Genomic DNA, 21,444 nt, shown 5'->3' on the forward strand with positions numbered 1-21,444 from the left:
CCGTTAGTGGTTGCGTATCACCCGGCGGTCAGCCGCGTCTTCACCTCAAGCAGGTCCGCCCAGGCGGCGCGTTTCTGCACCGGCTGACGCAGCAGATAGGCCGGGTGAAACATCGGCATCACCGGTTTGCCCTGCGCCTCATGCCAAGTGCCACGCATCCGGGTGATACCGCGTTTTCCGAGCAGGGCATCACAGCTGATATTGCCCATGGCAATCAGGATATCCGGCTGCACAAGGGCAATGTGGCGCTCCAAAAACGGAGTCATCATGGCGATTTCCGCAGGCAGCGGATCCCGGTTCTGCGGCGGTCGCCACGGTAACACATTGGCAATATAAACGCTGTCCTCACGCGACAGGCCAATGGCTGCCAGCATCCGGTCCAGCAGCTGCCCGGCGCGGCCCACAAAAGGCTTTCCGGCCATATCCTCATCCCGACCGGGGGCTTCGCCAACCACCATCACGCGGGCACCCGGGTGGCCATCGGCAAACACCAGGTTACGCGCGCCCTTTTTCAGCTCGCAATGTTCAAACTGATCCAGCGCATCGCGCAGCGCCGCCAGCGAACCAGCCGCCCCTGCCATCTGTCGCGCCACCGCAACCGGGTCGATTTCGAGAGGTTTGATCGGCGCGGCATCCGCAGCCGTCGCAGCCGCCTTGGGCAGCCGCGCCTGCAGCTCATAGCGATTGACCGGCGCATCGCCGATTGCATCGGTCGCCCCCAGTTCAATCTGCCACGCCAAGAGCGCCCGCGCGCTGTGATAATCCAATGACGATTCCATGGCCCCAACCTACTCTGCTCGGGAGCCAAGCAAAACACCTGACTTCACCGCAGCCTTCACCCCGGCCCAGAACACGCGCCGGCTGTCTTGCCGGACGCCACAGCCCTGCTATAAGAGCGCCAAACAGCACGGAGCCAGCCCATGCCCAATGCCCCCACGTCGATTGATCCGATGTCCTTCAACCAACGGCATCTTCTGGGTATTGAGCCGCTGAAGCCGCATGAAATAACCGCCATCCTGGATCTGGCCGACAGCTATGCCGAGCTGAACCGACGCCCTGACAAACACGCCGATGCGCTGTCCGGGCTGACCCAGGTCAACATGTTCTTTGAGAACTCCACCCGCACTCAGGCCAGTTTTGAAATCGCAGGCAAACGGCTGGGGGCAGATGTCATGAACATGGCCATGCAGGCCAGCTCGATCAAAAAGGGCGAGACCCTGATCGACACCGCGATGACACTGAACGCGATGCACCCCGATCTGCTGGTTGTGCGCCACCCGCACTCAGGTGCCGTGGATCTTCTGGCGCAAAAGGTGAACTGCGCCGTGCTCAACGCGGGCGACGGGCGGCATGAGCACCCTACACAGGCGCTGCTGGATGCGCTGACCATCCGCCGTGCAAAAGGGCGCCTGCACCGTCTGAACATTGCGATCTGTGGCGATGTCGCGCATTCCCGGGTAGCCCGCTCCAATCTGATCCTTCTGGGCAAGATGGAAAACCGCATCCGGCTGATCGGCCCGCCGACCCTTGTGCCCGACCATTTCGCAGAGTTCGGTGCCGAAATCTACGACGACATGCGCGAAGGGCTGAAAGACGTGGATGTGGTCATGATGCTGCGCCTGCAAAGGGAGCGGATGGACGGTGGATTTATTCCCTCAGAACGCGAGTATTACCACCGCTACGGGCTGGATGCCGAGAAGCTGGCGCTGGCCAAACCCGACGCCATCGTTATGCACCCCGGCCCGATGAACCGGGGCGTTGAAATCGACGGTACGCTGGCGGACGATATCAATCGTTCGGTCATTCAGGAGCAGGTCGAAATGGGTGTCGCCGTTCGCATGGCGGTGATGGATCTTCTGGCCCGCAATCTGCGCGCCAGCCGTCAGACTGCCATGGCGCAACCGGGTGTGGTCTGATCAATGACCGAGCCGGTAACGCAGCCCCTGACCATCCCCGCAGGCGAGCAGCGGATGATCCATGTCTTTGATCTCGACATGCGGTCGGAACAGGCCCGTTTCCTGCGAGAGCCCGGCGCATTGGCACAGGTTCTGGGGATTGAGTATGTCGACCTCGATCACGTCGAAATCTTTCCGGTAAGCGATCTGGAGGATCTGGGGCTGATCGGTTACCTGCGCGACGGCTGCGGCATTCCCGCCGAGCAGCTGCAAACCGATGCCCAGAGGCTGATGGCAATCGACGGCTATGTGCTGCTGCTGCGGTCGCGCGCATTTCGGGGCGAGGAAACCCGCCTGATCCCGGCGCATCAGATCCGCCATATCGGCGATTACAGCGAACTTGGTGCGGATTGGGCCAGCCTGCCGAGCAATCCCGACGAAACCCCTGACAGCGCCAAACCCTATTCGGCTCCACGCCCCTCCCCGCGCGCGGCACGCTCACGCGCCCGACGCATCGGCGCGACCATCTTTGCCATCGTGATGGCACTGATCCTCCTCGTCGTGCTGTTGCTGGCGAGCTGACATCATGGCCGAGACCCGCTTTTCCCCGGACCGCATGGCCTACTGGCGCAGCCACGCCTGGCTCGCGGTCATCGCCATGGTTGGCGCGATGGGCATTCTCTGGGTGATGGGGAACCCATATGTCTGGACTGGCGCCATTGGCGGGCTCGCCGCGATCGGCCTGCGTGGTGGCTATCTGATGTCGGATGAGCTGACCCGGGTCTGGGCCCTTGGCGACACATCGGTGATCGGCCCGGATCACCAACAGATTCCGCTGGCCAATATTGCCCAGGTGAACCAGCTCGGCAGCACTGTGCAGATCGTCACCCGCGACGGCCACAAATACCTGATCAAATACCAGCCTGACCCGGCTGCGACCCGCACCGCCATCGAAACCGCCCTCTCTGACCACCCGGAAAGTCCACGCGCATGACCCTCTTGTTCACCAACGCCCGACTGATCGACCCCGAAGCCGGCACCGACAGCCTAGGTGCGGTTCTGGTACACTCGGGGCGCATTGCAGCGGTTGAAAAGAATGGCACCGACCCTGACCAATTGTTTCGCACGCGAAACATTGGGGCAGAGGATGTGACCCTTATTGACTGCTACGGAAAATGTCTTGCGCCCGGTATCGTCGACATCGGGGTCAAGGTCTGCGAACCCGGGGAACGTCACAAGGAAAGCTATAAATCCGCAGGCCTTGCAGCAGCGGCAGGGGGGGTTACCACCATGGTAACTCGGCCGGATACGACGCCCGCCATCGACAGCCCCGAGACACTGGAATTCGTGACCCGTCGCGCGCAGGCCGATGCACCGGTGAACGTGCTGCCAATGGCCGCCCTGACCAAGGGGCGCGAGGGCCGCGAAATGACCGAGATCGGCTTTCTCATGGATGCAGGTGCGGTTGCCTTTTCCGATTGCGATCATGTCGTCGCCGACACCAAGGTGTTCTCCCGCGCCCTGTCTTATGCGCGCAGCTGCGGCGCGCTGGTCATCGCCCACCCCCAGGAGCCGGGATTGAGCAAAGGGGCCGCCGCAACCTCGGGTAAATTCGCCACCCTGCGTGGGCTGCCCGCCGTCACCCCGATGGCCGAGCGGATGGGACTGGATCGCGATATCGCCCTGCTGGAAATGACCGGAGCGCGGTATCACGCAGATCAGATCACCACCGCGCGCGCCCTGCCCGCCCTTCAGCGGGCCAAAGCCAACGGGCTGGATATCACTGCCGGAACCTCGATCCACCACCTGACCCTGAACGAGCTGGACGTTGCCGACTACCGCACCTTCTTCAAGGTCAAACCGCCGCTGCGATCCGAGGAGGACAGGCTGGCATTGATCGACGCGCTGCGCGAGGGGCTGATCGACACGATCTCCTCGATGCACACACCGCAGGATGAAGAAAGCAAGCGCCTGCCGTTTGAGGAAGCCGCCGCCGGGGCTGTCGCACTGGAAACACTGCTGCCCGCGGCCTTGCGGCTTTATCATGCCGAACAGCTGGACCTGCCAACGCTGTTTCGGGCGATGGCGCTGAACCCGGCCAAACGACTGGGGCTCGACTGCGGTCGCCTGGCCGAAGGCGCACCGGCTGATCTGGTGCTGTTTGACGCCGACCAGCCCTTTGTAATGGACCGTTTTTCGCTGCACTCGAAATCGCAGAACACCCCCTTTGACGGGCAGCGCATGCAAGGTAGGGTGCTGGCAACTTATGTGGCCGGCGAACCGGTCTATCGGAGAGACTGATGCCGCCAATTGAGACTGCCGCCCCATTTCTGCTGCTTTGGGCCGTGATCGGTTATGGTCTGGGGTCCATCCCCTTTGGCCTGCTGCTGACCCGGATCATGGGCCTAGGCAATCTTCGCGCCATTGGATCCGGCAATATCGGCACCACCAATGTGCTGCGCACCGGATCGAAAAAGGCCGCAGCGCTGACGCTGCTGCTGGACGGCGGCAAGGGCGCGGCGGCGGTCCTGCTGGCCCGTGTTCTGGCCGGTGAGGATGCAGCACAACTGGCCGGTCTCACCGCGTTTCTGGGTCACTGCTTCCCGATCTGGCTGAAGTTCAAAGGCGGCAAAGGCGTCGCGACCTTCCTCGGCCTGATGCTGGCCCTGGCCTGGCCGGTGGGCATCGCCTGCTGTCTCACCTGGCTGGCGGCAGCCTATCTGAGCAAGATTTCCTCGATGGGCGCTCTGCTCTCAGCCGTGGCCGCACCGCTGTGGTGCCTGCTGCTGGGTGTACCTCTGATCACGGCACTGGCCGCGCTTCTGGCGCTGATCATCCTCTGGCGGCACAAGGAAAACATCGCCCGGCTGCGCATGGGCACCGAACCGAGGATCGGCCAGAAATAGCGGCCATCGCCATATAAGCACTTGTTTTCAAAGAAAAGCCCTCATCCACATCGGATGAGGGCTTTTTTCATCACGCGAATGTGCCAGCGCTCCGGTGCAGAGTGATTGTGCATCAACACACATACAAAAGGAGTTGTTTTGAACGTGATCGGTAGAGCCCTCATATCAGTGTCGTGACCAGGACGGTCCAATTTCGAACACCGACATTTTGATGACGCACGCCTTTTATCATTCCAACTCCGGGTGCCACGGCATCCGACAAATCGAAAGGTTCACATCGATGAACACCGTAAAATCCCTTCTGGGCGGGATCGCCCTTTCCGTGACACTGGCAACCTCGACACTGGCAGCCGGCGTGGATGTCAACGCCTCCTCCACCGGTCTGGCAATGCAGGGCTACGACCCGGTCGCATATTTCAACGCCGGAGAGCCGACCAAAGGATCCTACAAGGTAACCGCGACATTCGATGACGCCACCTACTGGTTTGCCACCGAGGAAAACAAAGCACTGTTTGAAGCCAGCCCCGAGGCCTATGTCCCGGCCTATGGTGGCTACTGCGCCTTTGGGGCCGCGATGGGCTTCAAATTCGACGGCGACCCGAACGAGTGGAAAATCGTCGACAATGTGCTTTACCTGAACCTGTCGAAGGACATTCAGGAACGCTGGAGCAAGGACATTCCCGGCTTCATTGAAAAAGCTGATGTGAACTGGAAAGAAATCGCCGACGCTGAACCGGCCGAGCTTCTGCAGTAACCTTCCCAGCGCGCGACGCTAGATCATGAATAATGGGCGGCAGGTATCCTGCCGCCCATTTGTATTACCGCAATGCTGGGACCATCGCCCCAGCCGACAATAGTTACTTTGAAGCCAGCCGTTCGATCGCATCAGCCGTCCGCTTGGTGTTGTTGTAGATCCCCACCGCCAGATACAGCGAGCCACCAATCAGAACGACGTAGAGACCGCCGACCACCAGCACGCCAAGGGCTGCGAGGATACCGCCGCCACCGGGCTGCAGGGCCGCAAGCACAGCACCCCCTGCGACGGCGATCAGCAGCAAAACCATGAAAACGCCTACAAGTTTTTCAAATGCAGAGATAAAGAAATTGCCCATTTCAACACCTTTCAGAGCTATAGAATGCGCGCTCTTCTAGGGACCAGTAAATGAGTGAGCAAGGTGTCATTTAGGGGGAAAACCAGCTGGATAGCGCCAGTGAACCCACCGGTGAACGCCCCTGCGACACCCAGTCATAGCGAGCAGGTATCAACCGGCCGCCATATGAAAAAAGGGGCGCCCCGATAGGCACCCCCTGAGATTGGTCTGAGGCGATCTTGAGCGTTCCTCAGTAGCTGTATTCCGCGTAGATCCGGGTCAGATCGCCGTTCCAGTCGCCATTGTAGCGGTCGAGCAGCTCATCCGCCGGGACCTTGCCGGTTTCAATACTGTCTTTCAGCGCGTTGAGGAAATGCGTTTCATCCGGCACCAGCCCACCGGCGCCCGCGCGACCGCGGGATTTGAGTCCCGCCTCGGAAATCGCCACCACTTCGCGCGCCAGATCGTGCATCTTGATATTGCCCACCTGTGCCTGCAGCCCCTGCTCCGAAGCGGCGACACGCAGGGCTTCACGGGTTTCCGCGTCCCAGCCCTTGGCCAGATCCCAGGCGGCATCAAGGCTGGATTGATCGTACATCATCCCCACCCAGAAGGCCGGCAGGGCACAGAGGCGACGCCACGGGCCACCGTCGGCGCCCCGCATCTCCATGTATTTCTTGATACGTGCCTCAGGGAAAGCCGTCGTCAGGTGATCGGCCCAGTCGCTGAGGGTCGGGGTTTCACCCGGCAGTGCGGGCAGTTCCCCGTTGAGAAAATCGCGGAACGACATGCCAAGTGCATCAATGTACTGGCCGTCGCGGTAGACAAAGTACATCGGCACATCGAGGGCATATTGCACCCAGCGTTCAAAGCCGAAGCCCTCTTCGAACACGAAAGGCACCATGCCGGTCCGATCTGCATCCAGATCGCGCCAGACCCGCGAGCGCCAGGATTTGTGGTTGTTCGGTTTTCCCTCAAGGAAGGGAGAATTGGCGAACAGCGCAGTGGCAACGGGTTGCAGCGCGATGGCCACCCGCATTTTCTGCACCATGTCGGCTTCCGATCCGAAGTCGAGATTGACCTGCACGGTACAGGTCCTCCGCATCATGGTCCGCCCCATGGTGCCGACTTTGCCCATATAGGCGTCCATCAGCTTGTAGCGACCCTTGGGCATCAGCGGCATTTCTTCATGGGTCCAGATCGGAGCCGCGCCCAGACCGATGAACCCGACGCCGATCTCGTCGGCGATATCCTTCACCTCGCGCAGGTGGGTGTTCACCTCGTCGCAGGTCTCGTGGATGGTCTCCAATGGCGCACCAGAGAGTTCCAAGGCACCACCGGGTTCCAGCGAAACATTGGCGCCATCCTTTTCCAGACCGATCAGATGCCCCCCTTCGCGCACCTCGGACCAGCCATGGCGGTCGCGCAAGCCCTCAAGCACGGCAACGATGGAGCGGGTGCCCTCAAATGGCAGCGGTTTCAGGGAGTCCTTGCAGTAGCCGAATTTCTCGTGCTCCGTACCGATCCGCCACTGGTCACGGGGCTTGCAGCCGGAGGCAAGATATTCCGCAAGCTGCTCGTGACGTTCGATCGGCCCACCGCCGGATTGAGGAATAGACATCTGGGGCTCTCCGTAAGGTTGATCCGTCTTGCGTTGCAAGTCGTGCTCGGTATTTCCGGTGGTGTCAATGCAGCCTGTGCACGGTCTGACGTGTTGGTGCACGCTCCCAGATCACGACCTGGTGAGCGCCGGATTTATGCAATTCTGCCAGCATCCGCTCCATACGCAACCCCGGCAGGGTCGCAAAGGCATCAAAGAGCGCATCCGTGTTGGTCGCATTGACCGGAATCGCCAGCGCCGCCTGCCCCGGCTGATCCAGCAGCCAATGGGGTGGTTTCGCGGCGTGGTCCAGTGTCAGCCGCTCCAGTTCGGATAGCGCAACGGCCCCACCGGTCAGCGGACCGAAATAGGCGATCTGGCCTTCGTCGACCTGAACCACGCCGGGGCCACCTCCACCCAGACGGAACCGCATCCGCTGCATACCGATGACGGCAATGATCACCCCAAGGCCCAGCAGAGCCCAGCCGATCAGCGCCTGAACCCCATAGCCACCAAAAGCCCAGAACAAGCCGAGAGCCCCCAGCACGACCGCCGCGATCATCTCGCGCCAGCGCCAGAGGGACCGGCGGGCTTCGGGTCGGATGAAGCTCATGTTGTCAGCGCTCCCTCGGTCACGACGGTCTCGGGTTCCTGATCGAACAGGACAAGCGAATAGCCCCCGATGGGTTGGAACCCGATGGCACGATAGGCCCGGACTGCCGCGTCTCCAGCTGCAAAGAGAACCGCCTTCTCGACCCCTGCGGTCTGGACCTCTTGCAGGTGGAATGCCAGAGCGCAGCGGGCATAGCCGCGACCGCGTTGCTCTTGTGGCGTATAGACCCCGCCAATCTGTACGACCTTCTGCAGCTGGGCGTTGAAGCCGGTCATCGCAACCCAATGGCCCGCCACCTTAAGCACCCTATGGCTGTCGCGCAGCAGATAGCTGTCGATATCGCCGACCGCGACGGCGACGGCCTCTGATGCCGGAGTGCCCAGAGTTTCCTGATGGTAGGCGGCCCGCCACTGTACCAACATCGGGCGGGGTGCCGCAGATAGCGGATGCAACACCGCGCCCCGCAGCTGCGGACGATCAAGGCTGCTCCGATCCAGATCGGACAGGGTCAGCGCCAGCCCCGGCTCATCGCGGTCAAGGCGCTTGGGCCGCTGATCAAGGCCAGTGGCAGCGAGGTAGCGGCGCAGCTGGGCGGTCTCCCCCAACACGCCGACCTGCTGTTGCGACGCTGTCTGCGCCAGTCGGTGATCCACCAGCTGTTGCAGCTGCCGCCAGTCCTCTGCGGTGGCGGCGCCCGCCTGGATCAAGAGACTCCCATCATTGGTGAGCCCGGCAACACCATCCTCTGCGCGACCGCGCACCCAGAGCTGCACCGCCTTTGGCGCGGTGCCAGCCAGCCCGTGATCACGCAGGTTGATCAGCAGAAACATGGAGCTTTCGATATGGCGATGCAGCAGATCCTGAACCGCCGGGAGATCATTGTCCTGTGCCGGGCGCCAAGTCATTACCAATCCCCATAGCGTTGCTGCCAAACGGTCAGCGCCGCCACCGCTGCGGTATCCGCGCGCAGGATGCGGGGACCAAGGCTCACGACATGGGATTGCGGCAACGCGTGGAGACGCTTGCGCTCTGCCTCGGAAAACCCGCCCTCGGGACCGATCAGGATGGCCCAAGGTACCTGTGCCTGTGCCTCGCTGGCCAGTGCCAATGCGCTGCCGACCTCTGCTTCGTCACAAAACATCAGCTGGCGCTCTTCGGGCCAATGGTCGAGCAGCCGCGAGAGTTTCTGAAGATCCGCGACCTCCGGCACGTAGGTGCCGCCACATTGCTCTGCGGCCTCCACCGCATGGGCCTGAAGTCGATCCCGCCGGATGCGGTCGGAATTGGTGAAATCAGTCTGCACCGGCAAGATCCGCGCCGCGCCCATTTCAGCGGCCTTCTCCACGATGAAATCGGTTCGCGCCTTCTTGATCGGGGCGAACAGCAGCCACAAATCCGGCGGCAGCACCAATGGCCGCGTCTGCTCCTGGCAGATAAGGACACCGCTGCGCTTGCTGGCCTCGGCCACCTCGACGCGCCATTCGCCGTCCCGTCCGTTGAACAGCAACAGCTGCGCCCCCACCGTCTGCCGCATGACCCCAAACAGGTAATGCGCCTGATCGCGGTCCAGAGGAACCGATTGCCCTGCCCCCAGCGGGTGCTCTACATACAGTCTGATCTTTGCACTCATGAGGCATACATATGCAAGGCGGGACGCCAACACCAGATGGACAGGTCGCAGATGCGGTCAAAGGCAATTGGGTCGATCACTACGCCCCGGCATGGAGCCGTCCCTATCTGCGGCTGAGCCGCGCCGATCGCCCCATCGGAACCTGGTTGCTGCTGATCCCCTGCTGGTGGGGACTGATGCTGGCGATCCTCTGGGATCAAAGCCCGCGCTGGGGTGATCTGTGGATCTTTGTGGCCTGCGGTGCCGGTGCCTGGCTGATGCGCGGCGCAGGCTGTACCTGGAACGATATCACCGACCGCAATTTTGACGGTCAGGTCGAACGCACCCGCTCGCGCCCCATTCCATCCGGTCAGGTGACCGTTCGCGGTGCGGTGATCTGGATGGGGCTTCAGGCGCTTGTCTCCCTTGGCATCCTGCTGACGTTCAATCAGGCGGCCATTGCCATGGGAATCCTCGCGCTGTTTCCGGTGGCCATCTATCCCTTTGCCAAGCGGTTTACCTGGTGGCCGCAGGTGTTTCTTGGCCTTGCCTTCAACTGGGGTGCGATGCTGGCCTGGGTTGCCCATACCGGCACGCTGAACTGGCCTGCGGTCATCCTGTATCTGGCGGGCATTGCCTGGACGCTGTTCTATGACACGATCTACGCCCATCAGGATACCGAGGATGACGCGCTGATCGGCGTGAAATCAACCGCCCGGCTGTTTGGCACGCAAACGCCGATGTGGCTGCGCCGCTTCATCGTGGCAACGGTCAGCCTGATGGGGATCGCGATCATTCTTGCGGTGCAGCCGCAGGGATCGGTGCTGGCGCTGGTGCTGGCGCTGGTGGCTCCTTGGGCGATGGGCTGGCACATGACCTGGCAACTCAGGGTGTTTGATGCCGAAAACGGCGAGCGCCTGTTGCAGCTGTTTCGGCTCAATCGGGATACGGGCTTGATTCCGCTGATCTTCTTTGCCGCAGCTCTGTTCGCATGATTGAACCCGCCGCCGCGCCCCTGTAAGACAGACAAAAGCCGTCTCGGACGGATGCCCCAACGGAGACCAGTCTGCCCATGCGCCTGTCCTCGCTTTTGATCTCTGGCCTGACCTTTGTCGCGGCTGCCGCGCTCAGTCTGGTTGTGGCCGGGTTTGCCGTGACGGGGATCGAAGCAGGCAGCGAAACCGCCGTGCGGCGCGCGTTGGACAAGGCAGGCTACACCTGGGCCGAGGTGACCGCCGACGGGCTGCGGGTGATCCTGAACGGCACCGCCCCCGATGAGGCCACACGCTTTGGCGCGATTTCGCTGGTGGGTGGCGTGGTCGATGCGGCGCGCGTGATCGACGACATGCAGATCACCCCGTCCGAAGGGATCGCCCCTCCGCGATTTTCGGCTGAGATCCTGCGCAATGACAGCGGCATTTCGATCATCGGACTGATCCCCCGCGTCACGGACCGTGACACGGTGATCACGCGGCTGAATACGATTGCGGGCGCCGATCAGGTCGCCGATCTGCTGGAGACCGCCAATTACGCCGCTCCGAAGGGCTGGATGTCTGCGATGGATTACGCGCTGGACGCGTTGAGCCTGCTGCCCCGGTCCAAGATTTCGGTTGAGGCCGAGGAAGTTTCGATCACCGCGATCTCGGACAGTATCGAAGCCAAGGAACAGATCGAGAAACGCCTGACACGGATGGCGCCGGCCGGTCTGCGCCTATCGCTGGATATCGCGGCCCCGCGCCCGGTCATTACTCCATTTACACTGCGCTACAGCATTGATGGCTCTGGCGGGCGCTTTGATGCCTGTTCCGCCGAAAGCGAGCTGAGCCGCGACCGCATCCTGCGGGCCGCCGAGAAGGCCGGGTTTGACGGCAAGGTTGACTGCGTGATCGGCATGGGCGTTCCCTCGCCCAATTGGGCGCGCGCCGCAGAGCTGGGGATCGCGGCACTGGCCGAGCTGGGCGCTGGATCCATGACACTGGCCAATGCCGATATGACGCTGGTCGCCGCCGAAGGCACCGCAGCGGCGCTGTTCGACCATGTCGTGGGAGAGCTGGAAAGCGCCCTGCCGCAGGTCTTTGCGGTTCACGCGGTCCTGCCGCAACCCGAAGCCAACGCGGGCAATGGGCCGCCTGAGTTCACCGCAACCCTGAGCCCGGAGGGCCAGGTCCAGCTGCGCGGGCGCATTTCGGATGAGGCGCTGCGTCAGATCAGCAGCAGCTATGCCAAGGCCCGGTTTGGTTCCGACAATGTTCACAGCGCCACCCGCGTTGTCGAAGACCTGCCTGCCGACTGGCCTGTGCGGGTGCTGGCCGGGCTGGAGGCGCTGTCCTTTCTGCAACGCGGTGCGGTCTCCGTGACGCCGGATAGTCTCACACTGAGCGGGATGAGCCACCGCGAAGACGCCCCGGCTGAAATTGCCAAGCTGCTGTCGGCCAAGCTGGGCGAGGCGGAGAGCTATGAGCTGAACGTCTCCTATGAGGAGCCGCCAGAGCCTGCGGACAAACCGATGTCGCCGGAACTCTGCGAAGCCGAACTGGCAGCGGTGCAGACCGTTTCGAAAATCACCTTTGAGCCGGGGTCGGCAACCGTCGCCGCGGGCAGCCGCGATACGCTGGATCAGATCGCCGATATCCTGTCGCGCTGTAACGGTGTGCGGCTGGAGATCCAGGGCCATACTGACAGTCAGGGGCGCGAGGAAATGAACCAGTCGCTCAGCCAGTCGCGGGCCCAATCGGTTCTGAACGAGCTGCGCGGACGGCGGCTGGTGACCAGCAGCTTTACCGCCAAGGGCTATGGCGAAAGCACACCAATTGCGACCAATGATACCGAGGAAGGGCGCGAGGCCAATCGCCGTATCGAATTCCGGCTGATCCGCCCGGCCAATGACCCGACAAGCGAAACGACCCTTGATGAGGCCGCCGCCGAAGAAGCCGCCCCAGACAGCGAACAGGAGACCTCCGGACAATGAACAGGACAGAGTTCATCATCACCACTGCCATTATCCTGTTTGTCGCCTTTGCGATGGGGTGGTTTGCCAATTGGCTGGTGCATCGTTTCACCCGCGTGCGGCAAAGCGATGTCGCCGATCTGGATCGGATGAGCCAGGAGCTGCACGAAGCGGAGGAAACCCGCGATCAGGCGATCACCTACCTGCAACAACGTGAGGCAGAGCTGTCCAATCAGCTGGTTCAGACCGAGGCCGAGTTGCGGGCTGCCATGGATGGGCTGCGCGATGCCCGTCGCGAGGCGGAAGAACTGCGCGGCCAGCTGCACGGTTAATACCGGAATCAGAAACGTTCCAGTCTGGCTGCCCGCTGACCGGGCGCAGAACGCCGGGTCAGTCCCAGCGGGTCAGGGCATCTTCATCGCTGTCTTTGGCCTCGACCCAGTTGCCCGAACCGTCCTGTGTCAGCTCTTTCTTCCAGAAGGGCGCGCGGGATTTGAGATAGTCCATCAGATATTCCGCCGCCTCAAAAGCATCGGAGCGGTGGCGTGCGGCAGTGGCGACCATCATGATCTGCTCGCCGGGGACCAGACGTCCATGGCGGTGGATCACCAGCGCATCGGCCAGAGACCAGCGCCGCAGCGCCTCCTCCGTGATCTGCCCGATCGCACGCTCGGTCATGCCGGGGTAATGTTCGATCTCCATCGCCACCATGTCGCCGCTGTCCGACCCGCGCACAACGCCGGTGAACGTCACGATGGCGCCGGCATTGGCGCCGGACGTCACAACATCTGCCGCAAAGCGCTGGCTCTCCTCGCCCAGATCAAAGGTGGCCTCCTGCACTGCGATCCGCATGGCTCAGCCTCCGGTCATCGGCGGGAAGAACGCCACTTCGCGCACACCCTCCAACGGAGCATCGAAATCCGAGAGGTCCTGATCCAGCGCCACACGAAGCGCCGACAGGTCGGCAAATGCGGCCGCATAGCGCGGATCCCGGGCGCTCAGCTCGCCCACCAGCTCGCGCACGGTGCCGGCAGTTGTCTCGATCTTTTCCTTTGGCAGGCCGATACGTTCGCGCACCCAGGCGAAATAGAGGATATCCATCAGCGGGTCTCCTTCAGATGTGGCAGTGCTTTACGCATGTAGTCAGCGCCGGTGATCAGGGTCAGCGCGGCCGCGATCCAAAGCAGCCACAACCCGAGTCGGCCGGTCCAGATCATGCCCTCGAACTTCCAGCGCAGGCCGAATTCATCGCTGATCTCCCCCATCATGATCTGATCCACAATCACCTGATCCATGCCAAAGGAGGACATGACCAGATAGTGTTCAAAGATCCCTTGCGAAAACAAGGTGGCGATCGCGATCATCTGCGCCGTGGTTTTCCATTTCGCCAGTGACGTCACCTTGAGCGTGCCCGCCGTATCTCCAAGAAATTCGCGCAGGCCTGAGACGAAGACTTCGCGAAACAGGATCACCGTTGCAGGCAGGACCAGCCAGGGTGTCCAATGCTCGGCAGCATATCCAACCAGGATCATCAGCGCGATCACCACCATTGCCTTGTCGGCAATCGGGTCCAGCATCGCGCCCATCTTGGTCTCCTGCCCCCAGGAGCGTGCCAGATAGCCATCAAACCAGTCGGTGATGGCCGCGCTGACAAATAGGATCAGCGCAAACCAATCGGCATAAGGGCGCGAAAAATAGAGGAACATGATCGCGAGCCCCGGGGCTGCCACCAGTCGCAGGAGGGTGAGGATATTGGGAACAGTCCATTTCATGGCTGCACACTAGCCCGCAGTTTCACGGGTGGAAAGCGGAACAGATGAATTTTCCGTCGCGAATGGTCACATCTACGAGGCTGTTTTTTGACCAATAAGTCAGGACCTTGCCCGGCCCAACGAATGACTAGGCGCCAATGGCACCGGACGGCCGGTTTGCGTGGCTACCCCTGCCCGTGAAAGTAATCATAGATCCGCTGCGCCAGCGCTGCCGAGACCCCCTCGACCGCTTTCAGGTCCGACAAGTTGGCCCGGCTCACCGCCTTTGCGCTGCCAAAATGGGTGAGCAAGGCGCGTTTGCGCGCGGCACCAACCCCCGGCACCTCATCCAGTGGGGTCGCGCCGATGGCTTTCGCCCGTTTGGCACGATGGGTCCCGATGGCAAAGCGGTGCGCCTCATCCCGCATCCGCTGCACGAAATAAAGCACGGGGTCATTGCGCTGCAAAGCAAAGGGCGCTTCGCCGAGACGGTGAAACTCTTCCTTGCCGTGATCGCGATCAACCCCCTTGGCGACGCCGATCATCGGGATGTCTTCGACGCCGTGGCGGGCCATGATCTCGGCAACGGCGCTGACCTGACCGGCGCCACCGTCGATCAGCAATAGATCCGGCCAAAGACCTTTGTCACGGTCGGGATCTTCTTTCAGCAGGCGTGAGAAACGTCGGTTCAGCACCTCTTTCATCATGCCGAAGTCATCGCCGGGGGTCAGTTCGTCACCTCTGATGTTGAACTTGCGATAAGCGTTTTTGATGAAACCCTCGGGACCTGCGACGATCATGCCGCCGACGGCATGGCTGCCCTGAATATGCGAGTTGTCGTAGACTTCGATCCGCTGGGGTGGCCCATCAAGGCCGAAGGCTTCGGCCACGCCGCGCAGCAGTTTCGCCTGCGTCGCGCTTTCGGCCATGCGGCGGGCCAGAGATTCGCGAGCATTGCGCACAGCACCGGCCACCAGTTCCGTCTTTTCCCCGCGCTGCGGCACCAGAATTTCGACGCGACGCCCGGCCTTGTCGCTGAGCGCCTGTTCCATCAGGTCGCAGTTCTCGATCTCATCCGACAGGATCAGCTGCCGGGGCGGTTCCTTATTGTCATAGAACTGGCCGATAAAGGCTTCCATCACCTCCGCCGGGGAGACATCGCCGCTGGTGCGGGGATAGAAATCCTGATTGCCCCAGTTCTGATTGGCGCGGATGAAGAACACCTGCACGCAGGCCTGTCCGCTGTCGAGATGCAGGCCGATCACATCGGCCTCTGCCACACCACGGGGGTTGATGCCCTGAGACGTCTGCACCTGAGTGAGCGCCTTGATCCGGTCGCGCAGGGCAGCGGCGCGTTCAAACTCCATGGCCTCGGATGCGGCGGTCATCTGCTCGGCGAGTTCCTCCTGGATCTTGGTCGAGCGACCGGACAGAAAACGTTCGGCGTCCCGTACGGATGCGGCATAATCCTCGGCCGATATCTCACCGGTGCAGGGCGCAGTACAGCGCTTGATCTGATATTGCAGACACGGGCGGGTGCGGCTTTCGAACATGGCATTGCTGCAATTGCGCAGCAGAAATGCCTTTTGCAGCTGATTGAGCGTCCGGTTTACGGCGCCCGCACTGGCGAAAGGTCCAAAGTAGCTACCTTTCTCACGCCGGGCACCACGGTGTTTCTTGATCTGGGGAAAGGCATGATCCTTTGCCACCAAAATATTCGGAAAGCTTTTGTCGTCACGCAGCAGCACATTGTATTTTGGCTTCAGCTGCTTGATCAGGTTCTGCTCCAGCAGCAGCGCCTCGGTTTCGGTCCGGGTTGTCAGGAACATCATCGAAGCGGTCGCCGCAATCATTCGTTCAATCCGCGGCGAATGGCCGGGACGAGAGTAATTCGACACCCGCGCCCGTAGATTGCGCGCCTTGCCGACATAGAGCACGCGGCTTTCGCTATCCAGCATCCGATAAACACCGGGCGAGTGGTCCAGTGTCTTCAGGTACTCCTGAATCACGGCATACCCCGTCAATGCCGGGGAAGATGCCGTTTCGGATGGGGTGTCGGGCTGATGGTCTGTCATGTTTCGAGATCTATGATTCCCGGGGCTGGTCTGCAATGTTAGCGCATCGGGATCAACAGCGAACAAATCCACCGATGCTGTGGATAAGTCTGGTAGTATCTTATGGCTATCCGCGATTTTTCCTTATTTTCGGCTGATTTCCAGCGTTTGCCTAATAATTAGGCACTATCATAAGTTATTGATTTCAATCGTAAAATTTTCCAATTGCTGACAAGTTTATGATTCCAAAAGGAATTTTGTAACGGATTTACGACGCGTTGACGCTACGTGCACAACTTCGCCGCTACCACTTTTGAACCAGGCCGCAGAGCCCCTTATTCCAACCCCACAACGTCGGGTGTTTCCCAGCTGAGATGCTGACCGCTGTCGATGCAGATCAGCTGCCCGGTGACCGAGGGTGCGCGCAGGAGATAGGCCAGAGCCGCGCGGATATCGGCCGGGTCAGCGCCGCGCTGCAACGGTGTATTTGCACATTGACGGGCAAATTGGCTCTCGCTCTGACGCGGGCCTTTCAGCGTTGGGCCGGGACCGATCCCGTTTACCCGGATGTGCGGGGCGAGCGCCTGTGCGCTGGTCCGCGTCAACGTCCAGAGGGCGGATTTCGCCAGCGTATATGTCATGAACTCCGGTGTAAGCTTGCGCACACGCTGATCGATCAGATTGATGACAGCGGCAGAAGCCAGCGGTCGCCCCTCATCGTCCATCTGCTGGGGCAGGTCCTGCGCGGCCAGCTGCTGTGTCAGAATGAACGGCGCGCGCAGATTGCTGTCCATGTGACGATCCCAGCTGCTGCGGGTCGCCGTTTCCAGACTGTCGTGCTCAAAGATTGACGCGTTGTTCACAAGGCAGGTAATCGGACCGCCCAGAGCCTCGGCAGCGGCGGGCAGCAGGGCGGCTGTCGCCGACTCCTGCAGAAGATCGGCCTGCAGGGTAACAGCCATGCGCCCCATGGCGCGGATCTCTTCCGCCGTGCGTTCCGCCGCATCTGCGGAACTGGCGTAGTGAACGGCGACGTCATAGCCACTCGCAGCCAATTCAAGTGCCATCGCGCGGCCAAGTCGCTTGCCCGCGCCGGTTACCAATGCCCGCATCTTGCTCTCTCCTCATCTGCCTGTTTGGCAATGAGTTAGAACAGCTGCACTAGGTAGACCACATAAACCGCCGATAAAATCACACCCCAGGTGCGGGTGATGTCCATTTTGAGAAAAACAAACGGCACCAGCAGCAGCGATGAGGCCAGCATCACCCAGAGATCCACCCGCAGGAAGGAGGGATCAACGCTGATCGGGCCGACAAAGGTGGCAACGCCGACAATTGCCAGCAGGTTGAACATGTTGGAGCCGATCACATTGCCCAGTGCCACATCCGCCTGCCGACGCAGTGCAGCCATGACGGTGGTTGCCAGCTCCGGCAACGAGGTGCCTATGGCCACCAGCGTGAGACCGATCACCGTTTCGGTAACGCCATAGGTCCGCGCGATGATCGACGCGTTGTCGACCAGCAGATCGGCCCCCAGCGGCAATCCGACCAATCCGAGGAACAGGTAGATCCCGATCCGCCAATAGGGCATATCGGGATCCGCCTCATCAATCTCGTCGAGGTCACTATCCTTGCCGTTGCGGCGATGGGCGCGCGCCTCGCGGAAGGCCACGCCCAGAACAACCGACAGCGCGCCCAGCAGGATAAGGCCGGACCAGACCGTGAAGGTTCCGTAAAACGCCAGCGCAATGAACAGAACCGATGCGATCAACATGAACACATAGTTCTTGCGGGTATCGCATTCGCTGGTGTGAAGCGATCGCATCAACGCCGGGATGCCGAGAACCATGAGGATATTTGCCGTGTTCGAGCCAACAACGTTGCCAAGGGCGATGCCGTCGGCATTGTCTCCGACAGCCCGGATGGAGATCAGCATCTCAGGCGCCGAGGTGCCAAAGGCAACGATGGTCAGGCTGACGATCAATGCGGGCACGCCGATCCGCAGGCTGAGGTTCACCGCGCCCCGTACTAGCGCATCCCCTGCCAACAGCAGGATGACCAGCCCAAGTCCAGATAACAGCCATGGCATCATTGCCGAGGCCCTCCATTCTTTTTGCAGGCACAGGGGCCTTTTCCGATCTTGAAGCGTCCGCAGCTGGCGCAGCGCCGCGAGGCCAGGCGCTTTTGCCCGGGCATCCGCAGCTTGCCGAACATCGCCAGCACAGCCATCACCACAAGAAACAGGGAAACGATTTTGAAGATCACGTCAGAGGCCAAACCGCGCATATTCAGCGCGTTCCTCGATACCGTTCAGCGCATCCTGCGCCATCTGCATACCGATCCGGCCCAACAGGGGCTTTTTGATACCATAGCGGCGGAACCGCACCTTGTCGCCGAAACGGGCCTGCATCTTGGGGCGCAGATGGCCGATGCCATCAATCAGCCCCAACGAGACCGCACGTCGTCCCAGCCAGATTTCACCGGTGTAGAGATCTTCGCTGGTGTCCAGTTTATCGCCGCGGCGATCTTTGACATGGGCGATGAAATTGTCGTGGATGTCCCCCAGAAGCTGCTTCAGACGCTTCACGTCCTCAGCGTTTTCCGGGCGGAAGGGATCGAGCATCGATTTGCTGCGGCCAGCGGTATAGACCCGCCGTTCGACACCCTGGCGGGCCAGAAAGACATGGGCGCCGAAGCCAGCCGATATCACCCCAATCGATCCGAGGATCGAGCTTTCGTCGGCCCAGATCTCATCCGCCGAGGCGGCCAGCCAATAACCCCCGGACGCGGCGACATCTTCGACGAAAGCGATGGTGGGAACCTTCAGTTCTTCGGAGAGGCGACGAATGCGGGCACCAATCAGGGCGCTTTGCACCGGCGAACCGCCGGGCGAATTGATTTCAAAGGCGACCGCTGCCGGCTTTCCCTTTCGAAAGGCGCGCTCCAACACCGGTCCAAGAGTGGCATCATTCAGCGCACCGCGACCGGCCATGCCAATGGCGCCATTGAGGCGCACAACAGCAACCAGCGGAGGCTTGTTCAAGAAAGGCAATCTCAGGTTCATGGCGCCGATGTAGAATGCCGACTGCCCTGAAACAAGGGATGGCACCGGAACGAGGCGAAAGCAGCAGCAAAAAAGCCGCGCACCTTGGGTAAAATTGCAACGTTCGCCACATACGTGCGGAATTAACCGGGCTTACCTTCCCTTGGGGCAGCGATGTTGCGGCTGCACCAAAGCCGCGCGGCGGGCGGGTTATGGTCCTATTCTGCCGCGCGGTTACTCAGGGTCAGGCGCGGATCCGCCAGCCGGTTTTGAAGATCCACCAGATCACCGCCAGGCAAAGCGCGGTAAAGCCGCCGATGGCCAGAAGGCTGAGCCCGACCGGCACGTCAGAGGTTCCGAAGAAGGACCAGCGAAAGCCGGAAATCAGATAAACCACCGGGTTGAACAGGGTGATTTTCTGCCAGATCGGCGGCAGCATCGAAATCGAATAAAAAGACCCGCCCAGGAAGACCAGAGGCGTGACAATCAGCAGCGGCACCAATTGCAGCTGTTCAAAGTTTTTCGCCCAGACCCCGATAATGAATCCCAGCAGCGCAAAGCTGACGCAGGTCAGCACCATGAACAGCACCATGGCGAGCGGATGCGCAATGGTCAGATCGACAAAGAGCGAGGCCGTCAGCAGGATCACCACACCGATAAACAGGGCCTTGGTGGCGGCGGCGCCGACATAGCCGATCACGATCTCAAGGAAGTTCACTGGCGCCGATAGCAGCTCGTATATAGTGCCGATGAACTTTGGGAAATAGATCCCGAAAGAGGCATTGGAGGTGGCTTGCGTCATCACGCTGAGCATGATCAGACCCGGCACGATGAAGGCACCGTAAGGCACGCCTTCGACCTGGTCGATCCGGCTACCGATGGCGGCACCAAACACCACGAAATAAAGCGAGGTTGACAGCACCGGCGACAGGAAGCTCTGCATCAGGGTGCGAAAAAATCGCGCCATTTCAAAGCGGTAAATGGAGGCGATTGCAGTCCAATTCATGTCGGTTCTCCTGAGACCAGCCCGACGAATATGTCCTCGAGGCTGGATTGCCGGGTCTGCACATCCGCCAGCGTCAGACCCGCGGTGGCCACGTCGTTCAGCAGGGCAGTGATGCCGGTCCGCTCGGCGTTGGTGTCATAGGAATAGATCAGGCCTCGGCCATCTTCTGTCAGGGTCACACCATAGCCGCTGAGACCTTCCGGCACGGCTGTTAGCGGTTCTGTCAGCTGCACCTCCAGCTGCTTCTTGCCAAGCTGTGCCATCAGCTTGTCCTTGTCCTCAACCAGCAGGATCTCTCCGTTGGTGATGACTCCGACCCGATCCGCGATGGCTTCGGCTTCTTCAATGTAGTGGGTGGTCAGGATGATGGTGACACCGCCGCGTTTTAGCTCTGCCACGACGTCCCACATATCCTTGCGCAACTCCACGTCCACCCCGGCAGTCGGTTCATCCAGAAACAGGATGCGCGGCTCGTGGCTGAGCGCCTTGGCGATCAGCACACGGCGCTTCATGCCGCCGGACAATTCCTTGATCTGGCTCTTGCGTTTGTCCCAGAGCGACAGCTTGCGGAGAATATCCTCAAGCAGCGCATCATTGCGCGGCTTGCCAAAAAGCCCCCGCGAAAACTTGATCGAATTCCACACCGTCTCAAACGGCTCAAGGTTGATCTCCTGCGGCACCAGCCCGATCAGGCTGCGCGCGGCCCGAAAGTCTTCGATGATGTCGTGACCGCCCACCGACACCTTCCCAGAGCTGGGGGTGGTGATGCCGCAAACGGTCGAAATCAGCGTCGTCTTACCTGCGCCATTCGGCCCCAGAAGGGCGAGGATCTCCCCCTTCTCGATCTCGAGCGAGACCCCTTTGAGCGCCTGAAACCCGCCTTCGTATGTCTTTTCCAAATCACGGATAGATAGGATGGCTGACATTGC

The 21,444-nt window shown here is 61.1% G+C and carries 25 protein-coding genes; 9 read left to right on the forward strand and 16 right to left on the reverse strand.

The features are described from left to right. Positions 1-17 precede the first annotated feature (17 nt). Positions 18-779, reverse strand: coding sequence for a uracil-DNA glycosylase (locus VWZ81_RS14205; RefSeq protein ID WP_416543389.1), 762 nt, complete (start codon positions 777-779; stop codon positions 18-20). A gap of 141 nt (positions 780-920) precedes the next feature. On the opposite strand from VWZ81_RS14205, the gene VWZ81_RS14210 reads away from it, so the two are divergent. From VWZ81_RS14210 to VWZ81_RS14235, 6 genes are all read left to right on the forward strand, one after another. Continuing rightward, a complete protein-coding gene (locus tag VWZ81_RS14210) occupies positions 921-1,916 on the forward strand; it encodes an aspartate carbamoyltransferase catalytic subunit (protein WP_340544224.1) in 996 nt (331 codons plus the stop codon). 3 nt (positions 1,917-1,919) lie between these two features. Continuing rightward, positions 1,920-2,477: a hypothetical protein gene (locus tag VWZ81_RS14215; protein WP_416543390.1), complete on the forward strand. Its 558-nt coding sequence runs from the start codon at positions 1,920-1,922 to the stop codon at positions 2,475-2,477. Between the two features lie 4 nt (positions 2,478-2,481). After that, on the forward strand, positions 2,482-2,889 hold the full coding sequence (locus tag VWZ81_RS14220) for a hypothetical protein (protein WP_416536409.1): 408 nt from the start codon (positions 2,482-2,484) through the stop codon (positions 2,887-2,889). After that, entirely contained in the window at positions 2,886-4,196 is a 1,311-nt protein-coding gene (pyrC, locus tag VWZ81_RS14225; RefSeq protein ID WP_416536408.1) for a dihydroorotase, read from the forward strand. The genes VWZ81_RS14220 and pyrC overlap by 4 nt, the downstream gene beginning before the upstream one ends. Next, positions 4,196-4,801 carry a glycerol-3-phosphate 1-O-acyltransferase PlsY gene (plsY, locus tag VWZ81_RS14230; RefSeq protein WP_416543391.1) on the forward strand — a complete coding sequence of 202 codons (606 nt, stop codon included), beginning with the start codon at positions 4,196-4,198 and terminating at the stop codon, positions 4,799-4,801. Before pyrC ends, plsY begins: the two co-directional genes overlap by 1 nt. A gap of 280 nt (positions 4,802-5,081) precedes the next feature. Beyond that, positions 5,082-5,555 carry a YHS domain-containing (seleno)protein gene (locus VWZ81_RS14235; RefSeq protein ID WP_340544219.1) on the forward strand — a complete coding sequence of 158 codons (474 nt, stop codon included), beginning with the start codon at positions 5,082-5,084 and terminating at the stop codon, positions 5,553-5,555. A 103-nt stretch (positions 5,556-5,658) separates the two neighbouring features. On the opposite strand, the gene VWZ81_RS14240 is transcribed toward VWZ81_RS14235, so the two are convergent. The 5 genes from VWZ81_RS14240 to VWZ81_RS14260 all read right to left on the reverse strand — a co-directional run bounded on the left by VWZ81_RS14240 (position 5,659) and on the right by VWZ81_RS14260 (position 9,735). Beyond that, a complete protein-coding gene (locus tag VWZ81_RS14240; RefSeq protein ID WP_340544218.1) occupies positions 5,659-5,913 on the reverse strand; it encodes a hypothetical protein in 255 nt (84 codons plus the stop codon). A gap of 229 nt (positions 5,914-6,142) precedes the next feature. Continuing rightward, a complete protein-coding gene (locus VWZ81_RS14245; RefSeq protein WP_416543392.1) occupies positions 6,143-7,513 on the reverse strand; it encodes a glutamate--cysteine ligase in 1,371 nt (456 codons plus the stop codon). A gap of 64 nt (positions 7,514-7,577) precedes the next feature. Then, positions 7,578-8,105, reverse strand: coding sequence for a hypothetical protein (locus VWZ81_RS14250; RefSeq protein ID WP_416543393.1), 528 nt, complete (start codon positions 8,103-8,105; stop codon positions 7,578-7,580). Continuing rightward, complete coding sequence (locus tag VWZ81_RS14255; RefSeq protein WP_416543394.1) at positions 8,102-9,010, reverse strand: GNAT family N-acetyltransferase; 909 nt, start codon at positions 9,008-9,010, stop codon at positions 8,102-8,104. Before VWZ81_RS14255 ends, VWZ81_RS14250 begins: the two co-directional genes overlap by 4 nt. Continuing rightward, a complete protein-coding gene (locus VWZ81_RS14260) occupies positions 9,010-9,735 on the reverse strand; it encodes a 16S rRNA (uracil(1498)-N(3))-methyltransferase (protein WP_416543395.1) in 726 nt (241 codons plus the stop codon). Before VWZ81_RS14260 ends, VWZ81_RS14255 begins: the two co-directional genes overlap by 1 nt. A gap of 11 nt (positions 9,736-9,746) precedes the next feature. Here VWZ81_RS14260 and ubiA point away from each other — a divergent pair, with 11 nt between their 5' ends. From ubiA to VWZ81_RS14275, 3 genes are all read left to right on the forward strand, one after another. Then, entirely contained in the window at positions 9,747-10,709 is a 963-nt protein-coding gene (gene ubiA / locus VWZ81_RS14265) for a 4-hydroxybenzoate octaprenyltransferase (RefSeq protein ID WP_260112936.1), read from the forward strand. A 77-nt stretch (positions 10,710-10,786) separates the two neighbouring features. Further along, positions 10,787-12,682 (forward strand): OmpA family protein, encoded by a 1,896-nt coding sequence (locus tag VWZ81_RS14270; protein WP_416536400.1) that lies wholly within the window; start codon positions 10,787-10,789, stop codon positions 12,680-12,682. Continuing rightward, complete coding sequence (locus tag VWZ81_RS14275) at positions 12,679-12,993, forward strand: hypothetical protein (protein ID WP_340544210.1); 315 nt, start codon at positions 12,679-12,681, stop codon at positions 12,991-12,993. The genes VWZ81_RS14270 and VWZ81_RS14275 overlap by 4 nt, the downstream gene beginning before the upstream one ends. Positions 12,994-13,051: 58 nt before the next feature. On the opposite strand, the gene VWZ81_RS14280 is transcribed toward VWZ81_RS14275, so the two are convergent. From VWZ81_RS14280 to VWZ81_RS14325, 10 genes are all read right to left on the reverse strand, one after another. Then, positions 13,052-13,513, reverse strand: a complete 462-nt coding sequence (locus VWZ81_RS14280; RefSeq protein WP_416543396.1) for a molybdenum cofactor biosynthesis protein MoaE — start codon at positions 13,511-13,513, stop codon at positions 13,052-13,054. A 3-nt stretch (positions 13,514-13,516) separates the two neighbouring features. Beyond that, positions 13,517-13,762 carry a molybdopterin converting factor subunit 1 gene (gene moaD, locus VWZ81_RS14285; protein WP_416536399.1) on the reverse strand — a complete coding sequence of 82 codons (246 nt, stop codon included), beginning with the start codon at positions 13,760-13,762 and terminating at the stop codon, positions 13,517-13,519. Beyond that, positions 13,762-14,433, reverse strand: coding sequence for a CDP-diacylglycerol--glycerol-3-phosphate 3-phosphatidyltransferase (gene pgsA / locus VWZ81_RS14290; RefSeq protein WP_416537158.1), 672 nt, complete (start codon positions 14,431-14,433; stop codon positions 13,762-13,764). The genes moaD and pgsA overlap by 1 nt, the downstream gene beginning before the upstream one ends. Positions 14,434-14,597: 164 nt before the next feature. Then, positions 14,598-16,487 (reverse strand): excinuclease ABC subunit UvrC, encoded by a 1,890-nt coding sequence (gene uvrC, locus VWZ81_RS14295; protein ID WP_416543397.1) that lies wholly within the window; start codon positions 16,485-16,487, stop codon positions 14,598-14,600. A gap of 314 nt (positions 16,488-16,801) precedes the next feature. Then, positions 16,802-17,578 carry an SDR family oxidoreductase gene (locus VWZ81_RS14300; protein ID WP_416543398.1) on the reverse strand — a complete coding sequence of 259 codons (777 nt, stop codon included), beginning with the start codon at positions 17,576-17,578 and terminating at the stop codon, positions 16,802-16,804. Between the two features lie 35 nt (positions 17,579-17,613). After that, on the reverse strand, positions 17,614-18,558 hold the full coding sequence (locus VWZ81_RS14305) for a calcium/sodium antiporter (RefSeq protein WP_340544200.1): 945 nt from the start codon (positions 18,556-18,558) through the stop codon (positions 17,614-17,616). Continuing rightward, positions 18,555-18,752 (reverse strand): hypothetical protein, encoded by a 198-nt coding sequence (locus tag VWZ81_RS14310; protein ID WP_340544199.1) that lies wholly within the window; start codon positions 18,750-18,752, stop codon positions 18,555-18,557. The genes VWZ81_RS14305 and VWZ81_RS14310 overlap by 4 nt, the downstream gene beginning before the upstream one ends. Continuing rightward, on the reverse strand, positions 18,733-19,530 hold the full coding sequence (locus VWZ81_RS14315; RefSeq protein WP_340544198.1) for a S49 family peptidase: 798 nt from the start codon (positions 19,528-19,530) through the stop codon (positions 18,733-18,735). The genes VWZ81_RS14310 and VWZ81_RS14315 overlap by 20 nt, the downstream gene beginning before the upstream one ends. 223 nt (positions 19,531-19,753) lie before the next feature. Continuing rightward, entirely contained in the window at positions 19,754-20,515 is a 762-nt protein-coding gene (locus VWZ81_RS14320; RefSeq protein ID WP_340544197.1) for an ABC transporter permease, read from the reverse strand. Further along, a complete protein-coding gene (locus tag VWZ81_RS14325; RefSeq protein WP_340544196.1) occupies positions 20,512-21,441 on the reverse strand; it encodes an ABC transporter ATP-binding protein in 930 nt (309 codons plus the stop codon). Before VWZ81_RS14325 ends, VWZ81_RS14320 begins: the two co-directional genes overlap by 4 nt. Positions 21,442-21,444 lie beyond the last annotated feature (3 nt).

It is taken from the genome of Phaeobacter sp. JH20_34 (assembly GCF_048056095.1).
Classification (GTDB): Bacteria; Pseudomonadota; Alphaproteobacteria; order Rhodobacterales; family Rhodobacteraceae; genus Phaeobacter; species Phaeobacter bryozoorum.

Excerpts from the sequence above, each read along its gene's own strand:
- VWZ81_RS14205 (WP_416543389.1), bottom strand. The coding sequence starts at position 779 with ATGGAATCGTCATTGGATTATCACAGCGCGCGGGCGCTCTTGGCGTGG.
- VWZ81_RS14210 (WP_340544224.1), top strand. The coding sequence starts at position 921 with ATGCCCAATGCCCCCACGTCGATTGATCCGATGTCCTTCAACCAACGG.
- VWZ81_RS14215 (WP_416543390.1), top strand. The coding sequence starts at position 1,920 with ATGACCGAGCCGGTAACGCAGCCCCTGACCATCCCCGCAGGCGAGCAG.
- VWZ81_RS14220 (WP_416536409.1), top strand. The coding sequence starts at position 2,482 with ATGGCCGAGACCCGCTTTTCCCCGGACCGCATGGCCTACTGGCGCAGC.
- pyrC (WP_416536408.1), top strand. The coding sequence starts at position 2,886 with ATGACCCTCTTGTTCACCAACGCCCGACTGATCGACCCCGAAGCCGGC.
- plsY (WP_416543391.1), top strand. The coding sequence starts at position 4,196 with ATGCCGCCAATTGAGACTGCCGCCCCATTTCTGCTGCTTTGGGCCGTG.
- VWZ81_RS14235 (WP_340544219.1), top strand. The coding sequence starts at position 5,082 with ATGAACACCGTAAAATCCCTTCTGGGCGGGATCGCCCTTTCCGTGACA.
- VWZ81_RS14240 (WP_340544218.1), bottom strand. The coding sequence starts at position 5,913 with ATGGGCAATTTCTTTATCTCTGCATTTGAAAAACTTGTAGGCGTTTTC.
- VWZ81_RS14245 (WP_416543392.1), bottom strand. The coding sequence starts at position 7,513 with ATGTCTATTCCTCAATCCGGCGGTGGGCCGATCGAACGTCACGAGCAG.
- VWZ81_RS14250 (WP_416543393.1), bottom strand. The coding sequence starts at position 8,105 with ATGAGCTTCATCCGACCCGAAGCCCGCCGGTCCCTCTGGCGCTGGCGC.
- VWZ81_RS14255 (WP_416543394.1), bottom strand. The coding sequence starts at position 9,010 with ATGACTTGGCGCCCGGCACAGGACAATGATCTCCCGGCGGTTCAGGAT.
- VWZ81_RS14260 (WP_416543395.1), bottom strand. The coding sequence starts at position 9,735 with ATGAGTGCAAAGATCAGACTGTATGTAGAGCACCCGCTGGGGGCAGGG.
- ubiA (WP_260112936.1), top strand. The coding sequence starts at position 9,747 with ATGCAAGGCGGGACGCCAACACCAGATGGACAGGTCGCAGATGCGGTC.
- VWZ81_RS14270 (WP_416536400.1), top strand. The coding sequence starts at position 10,787 with ATGCGCCTGTCCTCGCTTTTGATCTCTGGCCTGACCTTTGTCGCGGCT.
- VWZ81_RS14275 (WP_340544210.1), top strand. The coding sequence starts at position 12,679 with ATGAACAGGACAGAGTTCATCATCACCACTGCCATTATCCTGTTTGTC.
- VWZ81_RS14280 (WP_416543396.1), bottom strand. The coding sequence starts at position 13,513 with ATGCGGATCGCAGTGCAGGAGGCCACCTTTGATCTGGGCGAGGAGAGC.
- moaD (WP_416536399.1), bottom strand. The coding sequence starts at position 13,762 with ATGGATATCCTCTATTTCGCCTGGGTGCGCGAACGTATCGGCCTGCCA.
- pgsA (WP_416537158.1), bottom strand. The coding sequence starts at position 14,433 with ATGAAATGGACTGTTCCCAATATCCTCACCCTCCTGCGACTGGTGGCA.
- uvrC (WP_416543397.1), bottom strand. The coding sequence starts at position 16,487 with ATGACAGACCATCAGCCCGACACCCCATCCGAAACGGCATCTTCCCCG.
- VWZ81_RS14300 (WP_416543398.1), bottom strand. The coding sequence starts at position 17,578 with ATGCGGGCATTGGTAACCGGCGCGGGCAAGCGACTTGGCCGCGCGATG.
- VWZ81_RS14305 (WP_340544200.1), bottom strand. The coding sequence starts at position 18,558 with ATGATGCCATGGCTGTTATCTGGACTTGGGCTGGTCATCCTGCTGTTG.
- VWZ81_RS14310 (WP_340544199.1), bottom strand. The coding sequence starts at position 18,752 with ATGCGCGGTTTGGCCTCTGACGTGATCTTCAAAATCGTTTCCCTGTTT.
- VWZ81_RS14315 (WP_340544198.1), bottom strand. The coding sequence starts at position 19,530 with ATGAACCTGAGATTGCCTTTCTTGAACAAGCCTCCGCTGGTTGCTGTT.
- VWZ81_RS14320 (WP_340544197.1), bottom strand. The coding sequence starts at position 20,515 with ATGAATTGGACTGCAATCGCCTCCATTTACCGCTTTGAAATGGCGCGA.
- VWZ81_RS14325 (WP_340544196.1), bottom strand. The coding sequence starts at position 21,441 with ATGTCAGCCATCCTATCTATCCGTGATTTGGAAAAGACATACGAAGGC.